Below are 10576 nucleotides of genomic sequence, written 5' to 3' on the forward strand. Positions count from 1 at the left end.
ATAGTGCACAAGGCTGAAAAGTATTTTTCAGTCCTTTTGCTGTTTATCAAAGAGGAGAAATAATGACAAAATTAGTAGTTGGCTTGGGAAATCCTGGTTCAAAATACCATGAGACACGTCACAATGTTGGTTTTATGGCTATTGACCTAATGGCTAAGGAACTGGGATTAACCTTTTCTGAGGAAAAGACCTTTAAGGCTGAAGTGGCTTCGACCTTTTTAAATGGTGAGAAGGTTTATTTTGTGAAACCAACAACCTTTATGAATCTATCAGGTCTAGCTGTTAGAGCATTGCTAGCTTATTACAATATTCCCATGGAGGATTTTATCGTTATTTACGATGATTTAGATATGGAAGTTGGGAAATTGCGCTTTCGTCAAAAAGGTTCAGCAGGTGGTCATAATGGGATTAAATCTATCATTGCTGAAACTGGCACTCAAGAATTTGACCGTATAAAAATTGGTATTGGCCGCCCACAGAAAGGAATGACGGTCGTTAATCATGTCCTTGGAAAATTTAGTGAAGATGATTATGCCACAATTTTACTGACTTTAGACAAGGTAGAGACGGCCCTCAATCATTACCTTAAAACCAATGATTTCGAAGACACCATGAGGCGTTATAATGGCTAATACCCTATTAGATCTTTTTGAGAAGAATCCTCAATTGCTTGAGTGGCGTGATAAAGTAACTTTATTGAGTAGACAGTTGGTTATGGGATTTTCTGGTTCCAGCAAGGCAGTTGTCATGGCATCTGCCCTTTCTGAGCAGGTTCCTAAGATTCTAATCGTTACTTCAACACAAAATGAAGCTGAGCAACTAACAGGAGATTTGTCAGCTATCTTAGGAGAGGATAAGGTTTATTCTTTTTTTGCAGATGATGTAGTAGCTGCAGAGTTTATCTTCGCTTCTCCAGAAAAGACCCATTCTCGTCTCGAAAGTCTTAATTTTTTAATGGATAAAGAGTCAAGTGGAATCTTGGTTACGAGTTTAGTTGGTACTAAGTTACATTTGCCTAATCCTGAGGTTTATAAAGACTCTCGTATTAACTTAGCACTAGGGGAAGAACATGATTTAGAGGCTCTCAGTAAGCATCTGACTCATATTGGATACCAAAGGGTAGAGCAGGTTCTCTCCCCTGGTGAGTTCAGTCGTAGGGGCGATATTTTAGATATTTATGAACTGACTGCAGAACTCCCCTACCGTTTAGAATTTTTTGGAGATGAGATTGATGGTATTCGTCAGTTTGATAGCGATAGTCAGAAATCTTTAGATAATTTAGAGCATATTATCGTATCTCCGGCAGATGATATTATCTTAACAAGAGAAGATTACCAACGTGCTGAGAAGACCCTAGAAAGTGCGGCCTCAAAGGCAGAAGGTCCTCATAAGGCTTACCTTGAGGAGGTTCTGTCGGTTACGATTGATGGTTACCGTCATAAAGATTTACGTAAGTTTTTGTCTCTCTTTTATGATAAAGCTTACACCTTATTTGACTACCTTCCAAAGGAAACTCCTGTATTCATTGATGATTTTCAAAAGATAGTGGACCGCCATGGACGTCTTGAGTTGGAAGTGGCTAATCTTTTAACTGAGGATCTTCATCAGGGCAAGTCTCTGAGTCATCTAAATTACTTAGTGGATTCATTTAAGACTTTACGTAACTATCAGCCAGCTAGTTTCTTTTCGAATTTTCATAAGGGATTGGGAAATCTTAAATTTGATAAGTTGTATCAATTTACTCAATACCCTATGCAGGAGTTCTTTAACCAGTTTCCACTTCTAGTTGATGAAATACATCGCTATACCAAGAATAAGGCAACAGTTATTTTACAAGTGGGGTCTGAGAAGCAGCTCAAATCTTTGAAGGAAACCTTGGAAGAATATGATTTAGATTTACCACTTAGTAGTTTTGGAGATTTGATACCTCATAAGCCTCAGTTAGTCTTAGGAAACTTATCCAATGGTTTTTACTTTGCGGATGAAAAGCTTGTTCTTGTCACTGAACGTGAGATTTTTCATAAAAAAGTAAAACGTCGTGCGCGTGCCAGTCACGTTTCCAATGCTGAGCGTCTTAAAGATTACAATGAACTTGAAAAAGGTGATTATGTTGTACACCAGACTCATGGTATCGGTCAATTTAAAGGTATTGAGACTATTGAGATTAAAGGGGTGCATCGTGACTACTTGACCATCCAATATCAGGATGCTGCAACAATTTCTCTACCTGTTGAGCAGATTGAGAGTCTCTCTAAGTACGTATCAGCGGACGGAAAAGAGCCTAAAATTAATAAACTCAATGATGGGCGTTTCCAAAAGACTAAACAAAAAGTAAGCAAGCAAGTAGAGGATATTGCCGATGATCTCTTAAAACTTTATGCTGAGCGTAGTCAACTTAAAGGTTTTGCTTTTTCACCAGATGATGATAACCAAAGGGAATTCGAAGATGATTTTGCCTATGCTGAGACAGAGGATCAATTGCGTTCTATCAAGGAAATTAAGGCAGACATGGAGTCAGACAAACCCATGGATCGTCTCTTGGTTGGTGATGTTGGTTTTGGTAAGACAGAGGTAGCTATGCGTGCCGCCTTCAAGGCAGTCAATGATGGAAAGCAAGTTGCTATCCTAGTTCCTACAACGGTTCTTGCCCATCAGCACTATTTGAATTTTAAAGAGCGTTTTGAAAATCATGCCGTTGAAGTAGATGAACTCAGTCGTTTTAGAAGTAAAAAAGAGCAGAATGAGACTATTGAAAATCTAGCTAAAGGGCGTATTGATATTATTATTGGTACCCACCGCCTACTGTCTAAAGATGTTAAGTTTTCTGACTTAGGCTTGCTAGTAATTGATGAAGAACAACGTTTTGGCGTGAAGCATAAAGAGAAACTTAAGGAGTTGAAAGCTAAGGTTGATGTCCTTACTCTAACTGCGACACCTATTCCTCGTACGCTTCATATGTCTATGTTAGGTATTCGTGATTTGTCGATTATTGAGACAGCACCTACCAACCGTTATCCAGTTCAAACTTATGTTATGGAAACCAATCCTGGTCTTATTCGAGAAGCGATATTAAGAGAGATGGACCGAGGTGGTCAGATTTTTTATGTTTATAATCGTGTTGAAACCATTGATCAAAAAGTTTCTGAATTACATGAGCTAGTCCCTGAAGTACGTATCGGATTTGTTCATGGTCAGATGAGTGAGGTTATGTTGGAGAATACCCTCTTGGATTTCTTGAATGGTGATTACGATGTATTGGTAGCAACAACCATTATCGAGACAGGGATTGATATCTCCAACGTTAATACTCTCTTCATTGAGAATGCAGATCATATGGGCTTATCTACCCTTTATCAGTTGAGAGGTCGTGTGGGACGTAGTAATCGAATTGCTTACGCCTATCTCATGTATCGTCCTGACAAAGTGTTGACGGAAGTCTCTGAGAAGCGATTGGATGCTATTAAGGGCTTTACAGAACTGGGATCAGGTTTCAAAATTGCCATGCGTGATTTATCAATTCGTGGTGCAGGGAACATTCTTGGCGCTTCTCAAAGTGGTTTCATCGACTCAGTCGGATTCGAAATGTACTCGCAACTCTTGGAAGAGGCTATCAATAAACGTCAAGGTAAAACTCAAGTTCGACGTAAAGGAAATGCAGAGTTCAATCTTCAGATTGATGCTTACCTCCCTTCTGACTATATTTCTGATGAGCGCCAAAAAATTGAAATTTATAAGCGTATTCGAGAAATTGAGAATCAGAAAGATTATCAAGACCTTCAAGATGAGCTTATTGACCGCTTTGGAGAATATCCAGACCAAGTTGCCTATCTCATTGAGATTGGTCTGGTTAAGGCCTATTTGGATGCTGCCTTTGCAGAATTAGTTGAGCGTAAGAACGATACTATCACTGTTCGTTTCGAAAAAGCCTCTCTCAAATTCTTCTTGACTCAAGATTATTTTGAAGCTATCTCTAAAACGCATTTAAAAGCAAAAATTAGTGATAATCAGGGGAAAGTAGAGATTACTTTTGATGTTCGTAACAAGAAAGACTATGAAATTCTTGAAGAATTAAAGATTTTTGGACTGACATTTATGGAAATCAAAGAACGTAAAGAAAAAAAAGAAGCTTAAGGAAAGTTTAAGTAAGTCTCTCTATACTATAAAATATCCTAAAACTTTTCTTTTTCATAAATCTCCTGAGAGGGTCGACTAGTGTCGATCCTCTTATTTTTGTATTGAAAAGGCTTTAGTCCCCTATTTTCTAAAAAAAATGCTATCATAGAAGAGATATCCTAACGAAAAGGAAACAGTAACATTGAGATTAGACAAATATTTAAAAGTATCACGAATTATCAAACGCCGTCCAGTTGCTAAAGAAGTGGCTGATAAAGGGCGTATAAAAGTAAATGGTGTACTCGCTAAGTCATCTACAGATTTAAAAATTGGTGACCAAGTGGAAGTTCGTTTTGGAAATAAACTCTTGACTGTCCGTGTTCTAGAAATGAAAGATAGTACGAAAAAAGAAGATGCGACAAAAATGTACGAGATTATAAGTGAAACAAGGATTGAAGCAGATGAGCAAGAAGCCTAATATTGTACAGCTTACGAATGATTACATTGATAATGCCAATCAAGAGCAACGATTAGAGCGTGCCGAACACGAACAAAGGAATCGCTTTATGGGGTGGATTCTCTTTGTGGTTGTTTTACTCTTTATCTTGCCAACCTACAATCTGGTTGAGACCTATATGAACATCAAACAGCAAGAGAAGGAAGTCTTGTCGCTTCAGAAAGACTATGATAAATTGTCAGATCAGACAAAGGAACGAAAGGATTTGGCTAAGAAACTTAAGGATGATGCTTTCGCCGAGAAATATGCGCGTGCTAAGTACTATTATTCACGTGAAGGAGAGTCTATCTATCCTGTACCAAGCTTATTACCCTAATGAAAGATTTACTTAAAACTGTAGAAACTTTTTTAACCTATTCAGAAGCCAAGTTAGAGGAACTATCAGAAAAAAATCAGCAACTTAAAACGGAATTACCGAGGAAAGAGGAGGTGAAGAAACAAGCATGAAAAAGCTCTTAATAGCTGCAACTGTTGTGCTTGTATCTTCTAGCCCTCTAGTCCTACTTCCTATGGAGAAGGAGTTAGCTCTGACCCCAAAACAGGTTCAAAAATTGACTCAAAATACTACAGCTAGCTTGAGTCAATTTAAACAGATTCCTAAAAATCCAAGAACGATAACAACTATCCTAACTTATAAGAACAAGGAATTAACAGAATTTAAAACCAGTATCCAAGCGGATACCAAACTATCGATTTCTGCTATTTTTTGGAACGCAAAAGGTGAACCTGTTTTCCAACTTCAAGATGGTGATTATGTAGCCGCTAGTCAGAAATCAATTGTGGATGATAGTATCTATAATCAAAAACCAGTAGATATGACCTTCTGGACTAAAGATGGTTTAACGGTATACAAAGAACCTTACGTGTTAGGAACCGAAAAAGCTGACTCTAAACTCGCTAGTTTCAAACCTATTAAGGTTAGCCAAGCAGCTCAGACGCATGCAGGGACCTACTATTTGGTAGACGGAGAGGGGTGGATTAATGCTTCTGATTTATCAACGACTGATAATCGCATCGAGTCTGTTCAAAAAGTTCTTAATGAGAAGTATAACAATCAAGAGCGCATTTCAGTTTATGTTAAACAGCTTGATACGAACCGAGTAGCTGCTATCAATGACGAAAAAAGCATGTATGCAGCTAGCGTAGCGAAGCTTGGTGTACTCTACTATGCACAGGAACGTCTGTCTCAAGAGAAATTAGCATTATCAGATGAGTATCAATATACCTCTGCTGTAAATGGTTTTCCAGGTGCCTATGATCCAGATGGTTCTGGAAAGATTAGTAAGATGCCTGATGATAAGAATTATAGCTTGGAAAATCTGTTAAAGGCTGTAGCCCAAAACTCAGATAATGTAGCGACAAATATATTAGGTTATTATGTAGCTAATCAGTATGATAAAGCCTTCCAAAAATCAGTAGATAAAGCCGCAGCGACCTCGTGGAATATGGATAAAAAGGAGTTGACTGCTAGAGCCGCAGGTACTTTGATGGAGGCTGTTTATAGACAAAATGGAGATATTATCAATTATCTTTCAAGCACGGACTATGATGGCGAACGTATTTCCAAAAACATTGATGTCCCTGTTGCACATAAAATAGGGGATGCCTACGACTTTAAACATGATGTCGCTATTGTTTATGCAGATTCTCCCTTTATTTTATCGATTTTTACGGATAAAGAAGGCTATGACAAAATCACCTCAATTGCAGATGATGTTTATGGAATTTTGAAATAATGACACAAAAATTGTTGCAAATGATGCAAGCCAAGGGTTATTTTAACCGGCACAAGAAAATTTTAGTAGCAGTATCAGGTGGAGCAGACTCTATGAGTTTGCTGCACTTTTTGTATAACCATCAAAAAGATTTGGATATTCAGTTGGGGATTGCTCACGTTAATCATAAACAACGACAAGAGTCGGAGCATGAAGAAGCGTATTTACGTCATTGGGCAGAGGAACATAAGGTCCCTTTTCACTATAGTGCATTCTCAGGAAAGTTTTCAGAAAATGCTGCCCGTACCTTTCGCTATGAGTTTTTTAAGCAGGTCATGAAAGATTATGATTACTCTGCTCTTGTAACAGCCCATCATGCAGATGATCAGGCAGAGACAATTTTTATGAGACTGTTGAGAGGAAGTCGTTTAAGACACCTGACAGGAATTTCAGCTATCAGACCATTTGGCACTGGTCAGATTATTCGTCCCTTTTTGCATCTTACGAAAGCTCAGCTTCCCGTAACTTTCCATTTTGAAGATAGGAGTAATACTTCACTAGCCTACCTTAGGAATCGCATCAGACTGTCCTATCTTCCTACTTTATCTCAGGAAAATCCTAAAATTAAGGAGCACCTTTGTCTTTTAGCCGAGGAGATTGGTCTTATGGAGCAAGCTCTAGGAGAGTTAACAAAGGATATTAGTATCACTGATTTATCTGTTTTTCAGCAACAGTCAGATGCTGTCCAGCTCTTTCTTCTTCAGAATTATTTAGACTCCTTTCCTGATTTACAGCTTTCTAAAGGCCAATTTAATCAATTAATAAGTTATCTAAGGAAAAATACTTCAGGAAAGATGCCCCTAAAAAATGGTTATGAACTAGTAAAAACACAGACAGATTTCTTGATAAGGAAAGAAGCGTCTATTTCTTTATCGCCTCCTTGTCTCTTAGAATTTGGAAAATCTGTTGAGTTTGAGGATTATACCTTGACTTTTTCAGAATTCAATGACGTTTCTAACACAGATGCTATTAGTATTTGGTCAGATGCCCCAATAGTGATTCGTCATAGAAAAGAAGGCGATAAGATTGACCTTGGTAGTCACCATAAAAAATTAAGACGACTGTTTATAGACAATAAGATTTTAGAGAAGGATCGTCAAAAAGCCATCGTAGGAGAACAAGATGGTCATATTATTTTTCTTTATGTTGCTGGGCGTCTCTATTTGAAAAAAAGACCTGAAAATGCTATACTTTATGGCACTGTAGTCATTTATAAGAATTTCTAATCAAATACCATGTTCAAATAACGATGATTGAAGTAAAAGTGGTATAATAACAGAATATTGACTTCGAGAAAGGGAACCCAAATGTTAGAAAAAGACATTAAAAAAGTCCTCTTTTCCCAAGAGGATATCGTAGCTAAAACTAAAGAACTAGGACAACAACTGACAGAGGATTATGCGGAGAAAAATCCTCTTCTAGTCTGTGTTTTGAAAGGTGCTGTTCCATTTATGGCAGAACTTATCAAACATATCGACACCCATATTGAGATGGACTTTATGGTCGTTTCAAGTTATGGTGGCGGAACTGTCAGCAGTGGTGAAGTAAAGATTCTTAAAGATGTTGACACTAATGTTGAAGGACGAGACATCATCTTTATTGAAGATATCATTGATACAGGTCGTACGCTCCTTTATCTTCGAGATATGTTCAAGTACCGTAAAGCCAATTCAGTCAAAATCGCAACTCTTTTTGATAAAACAGAGGGTCGTGTTGTTGATATTGAGGCAGATTACATATGTTATGATGTCCCTAATGAATTTATCGTTGGTTTCGGACTAGACTATGATGAAAAATACCGTAACCTCCCTTATGTCGGTGTCCTAAAAGAAGAAATTTATACAAAATAAGTAAAGGTCTAATTAATTTATGAATAATAAAAATAATAATGGCTTCTTACGGAACGCTTTTCTCTACATCATAGTTATTATTGCGGTTGTAACCGGAGTACAATACTTTGCAGGAGGAAGCCAAAGCCCAAGTCAACAATTGTCTTACACACAGTTGGTTAAGAAAATTGAAGATGGTAAGGTAAAATCTATCACTTATCAGCCAGACGGTAGTATCATTGAAGTCAAAGGTAGCTACAAAAAGGCTGAAAAGGTTGATACTGACCTTAGTCTACCATTTTTAGGTAGTGCATCATCAGAGACACGTAGCTTTACGTCAACTGTGCTTCAGAATGAAACAACCATGCAGAAATTGCAATCAGCATCAGAAGCAGCTGATGTTAATGTTAAAATGATACGTGAAAGTTCAAGTGGTGCTTGGATTTCATATCTTTTTAGTTACCTACCTTTGATTGGGATTGCTATTTTCTTCCTTTTCATGATGAATCAAGGCGGTAACCGCGGTGCAATGAATTTTGGCCGCAACCGTGCTAAGACTCAATCAAAAGAGAATATTAAAGTTCGTTTCACAGATGTGGCTGGTGCTGAAGAAGAAAAAGAAGAACTTGTAGAGGTTGTAGATTTCCTCAAAAATCCACGTAAATATAAGGCACTGGGTGCACGTATTCCTAAAGGTGTCCTCCTTGAAGGTCCTCCAGGGACAGGTAAAACTCTTCTTGCTAAAGCTGTAGCTGGTGAAGCAGATGTTCCTTTCTTTAGTATCTCAGGTTCTGACTTTGTAGAGATGTTTGTCGGTGTCGGAGCAAGTCGTGTTCGTAGTCTTTTTGAAGACGCTAAAAAGGCTGAACGTGCTATTATCTTTATTGATGAAATCGATGCGGTTGGGCGTCGTCGTGGTACTGGAATGGGCGGTGGTAACGACGAACGCGAACAAACCCTTAACCAACTGTTGATTGAAATGGATGGTTTTGATGGAAATGAGAATATCATTGTCATTGCTGCAACCAACCGTAGTGATGTTCTTGATCCAGCCCTCCTACGTCCAGGACGTTTTGACCGTAAAGTTCTTGTTGGTCGCCCAGATGTAAAAGGCCGAGAGGCTATCTTGAAAGTCCATGCCAAGAATAAACCATTGGCTGAAGATGTTGACCTTAAGGTTGTGGCTCAACAAACTCCAGGTTTTGTCGGAGCCGACTTAGAGAATGTCTTGAATGAGGCAGCTCTAGTTGCAGCACGACGTAGTAAGACTAGAATTGATGCTAGTGATATCGATGAAGCAGAGGATCGTGTTATTGCCGGACCATCTAAGAAAGACCGCCAAGTTTCAGAAAATGAACGTAAAGTTGTGGCTTACCATGAAGCAGGTCATACAATTGTTGGTTTGACACTTTCTAGCGCTCGTGATGTTCACAAGGTTACTATTGTTCCACGAGGTCGAGCAGGTGGTTATATGATTTCTCTACCAAAAGAGGATCAGATGTTGTCATCTAAAGATGAGCTAAAAGAACAATTGGCAGGTCTTATGGGTGGACGTGTTGCAGAAGAAATTATTTTCAACGTTCAAACATCAGGTGCTTCAAATGACTTTGAGCAAGCGACACAGTTGGCACGTGCAATGGTTACTGAATATGGTATGAGCGAAAAACTTGGACCAGTCCAATATGAAGGTAATCATGCGATGAATCCAGGACAATTTACTACAGATAAGTCTTACTCAGCTCATACAGCTCAACTTATTGACGAAGAAATTCGATCACTTTTAGTTGAGGCACATGACAAAGCAGCTGAAATTATCAATGCAAACCGAGAAACACATGCTCTCATTGCAGAAGCTTTACTTAAGTATGAAACACTCGATGCTGCACAAATCAAGTCAATTTATGAGACTGGTAAGATGCCGGAGGATTCTCTTGGAGACTCAGAAGAAGATAATCATGCCTTATCTTACGACGAAGTCAAAGAAAGAATTGAAAATAAAAATAAAGATGAAGAAGAGTAAGGAGTTCTACTCTTCTTTTTTTTAAGTAAAATCGAGAGAAAAAATACCATTAAAAAGCATTATAAAAAAAAGAAAATTAAAATCACTGCAAATTATTGACAAGATAAGTCAGAGATGATATTATAAATAAGCTGTTTCGGAAGGAGCAGCCAACACCAAGAAGTGAAAAAACTTCAAAAAAAGTGTTGACAAGCTATTCTAGATTTGCTAGAATATAGGAGTTGTCTTAAGAGAGACAAAGACCTTTGAGAACTGAATAAGAAACCAAGTGCAGGGTTATGATAGAAGAAATTATAACCTGTCAATTTACAAGAATAAATCG

Annotated in this window: 9 protein-coding genes; all 9 read left to right on the top strand. The window is 38.1% G+C overall.

Going from position 1 to position 10576, the window contains the following annotated elements:
* Positions 1–62 precede the first annotated feature (62 nt).
* The 9 genes from pth to ftsH all read left to right on the top strand — a co-directional run bounded on the left by pth (position 63) and on the right by ftsH (position 10254).
* Positions 63–632 (top strand): aminoacyl-tRNA hydrolase, encoded by a 570-nt coding sequence (gene pth, locus PCY16_RS07770; RefSeq protein WP_013989873.1) that lies wholly within the window; start codon positions 63–65, stop codon positions 630–632.
* Positions 625–4131: a transcription-repair coupling factor gene (mfd, locus tag PCY16_RS07775; RefSeq protein ID WP_195413443.1), complete on the top strand. Its 3507-nt coding sequence runs from the start codon at positions 625–627 to the stop codon at positions 4129–4131. The genes pth and mfd overlap by 8 nt, the downstream gene beginning before the upstream one ends.
* A 184-nt stretch (positions 4132–4315) precedes the next feature.
* On the top strand, positions 4316–4591 hold the full coding sequence (locus tag PCY16_RS07780; RefSeq protein ID WP_002886275.1) for an RNA-binding S4 domain-containing protein: 276 nt from the start codon (positions 4316–4318) through the stop codon (positions 4589–4591).
* Positions 4575–4946 carry a septum formation initiator family protein gene (locus PCY16_RS07785; protein WP_002886276.1) on the top strand — a complete coding sequence of 124 codons (372 nt, stop codon included), beginning with the start codon at positions 4575–4577 and terminating at the stop codon, positions 4944–4946. Before PCY16_RS07780 ends, PCY16_RS07785 begins: the two co-directional genes overlap by 17 nt.
* Positions 4946–5077: an SP_0009 family protein gene (locus tag PCY16_RS07790; protein WP_002883955.1), complete on the top strand. Its 132-nt coding sequence runs from the start codon at positions 4946–4948 to the stop codon at positions 5075–5077. Before PCY16_RS07785 ends, PCY16_RS07790 begins: the two co-directional genes overlap by 1 nt.
* Positions 5074–6366: a serine hydrolase gene (locus tag PCY16_RS07795; protein ID WP_195413444.1), complete on the top strand. Its 1293-nt coding sequence runs from the start codon at positions 5074–5076 to the stop codon at positions 6364–6366. Before PCY16_RS07790 ends, PCY16_RS07795 begins: the two co-directional genes overlap by 4 nt.
* Complete coding sequence (tilS, locus tag PCY16_RS07800; protein WP_195413445.1) at positions 6366–7631, top strand: tRNA lysidine(34) synthetase TilS; 1266 nt, start codon at positions 6366–6368, stop codon at positions 7629–7631. Before PCY16_RS07795 ends, tilS begins: the two co-directional genes overlap by 1 nt.
* 81 nt (positions 7632–7712) lie before the next feature.
* Entirely contained in the window at positions 7713–8255 is a 543-nt protein-coding gene (gene hpt, locus PCY16_RS07805) for a hypoxanthine phosphoribosyltransferase (RefSeq protein ID WP_195413446.1), read from the top strand.
* A gap of 19 nt (positions 8256–8274) precedes the next feature.
* The gene (ftsH, locus tag PCY16_RS07810) at positions 8275–10254 is read left to right on the top strand and encodes an ATP-dependent zinc metalloprotease FtsH (RefSeq protein ID WP_195413447.1); all 1980 of its coding nucleotides are present in this window, start codon (positions 8275–8277) and stop codon (positions 10252–10254) included.
* The last annotated feature ends 322 nt before the right edge of the window (positions 10255–10576 follow it).

This window comes from Streptococcus sp. SS4, from assembly GCF_030440125.1.
Classification (GTDB): Bacteria; Bacillota; Bacilli; order Lactobacillales; family Streptococcaceae; genus Streptococcus.

Excerpts from the sequence above, each read along its gene's own strand:
- PCY16_RS07795 (WP_195413444.1), top strand. The coding sequence starts at position 5,074 with ATGAAAAAGCTCTTAATAGCTGCAACTGTTGTGCTTGTATCTTCTAGC.
- ftsH (WP_195413447.1), top strand. The coding sequence starts at position 8,275 with ATGAATAATAAAAATAATAATGGCTTCTTACGGAACGCTTTTCTCTAC.
- hpt (WP_195413446.1), top strand. The coding sequence starts at position 7,713 with ATGTTAGAAAAAGACATTAAAAAAGTCCTCTTTTCCCAAGAGGATATC.
- mfd (WP_195413443.1), top strand. The coding sequence starts at position 625 with ATGGCTAATACCCTATTAGATCTTTTTGAGAAGAATCCTCAATTGCTT.
- tilS (WP_195413445.1), top strand. The coding sequence starts at position 6,366 with ATGACACAAAAATTGTTGCAAATGATGCAAGCCAAGGGTTATTTTAAC.
- PCY16_RS07790 (WP_002883955.1), top strand. The coding sequence starts at position 4,946 with ATGAAAGATTTACTTAAAACTGTAGAAACTTTTTTAACCTATTCAGAA.
- PCY16_RS07785 (WP_002886276.1), top strand. The coding sequence starts at position 4,575 with ATGAGCAAGAAGCCTAATATTGTACAGCTTACGAATGATTACATTGAT.
- pth (WP_013989873.1), top strand. The coding sequence starts at position 63 with ATGACAAAATTAGTAGTTGGCTTGGGAAATCCTGGTTCAAAATACCAT.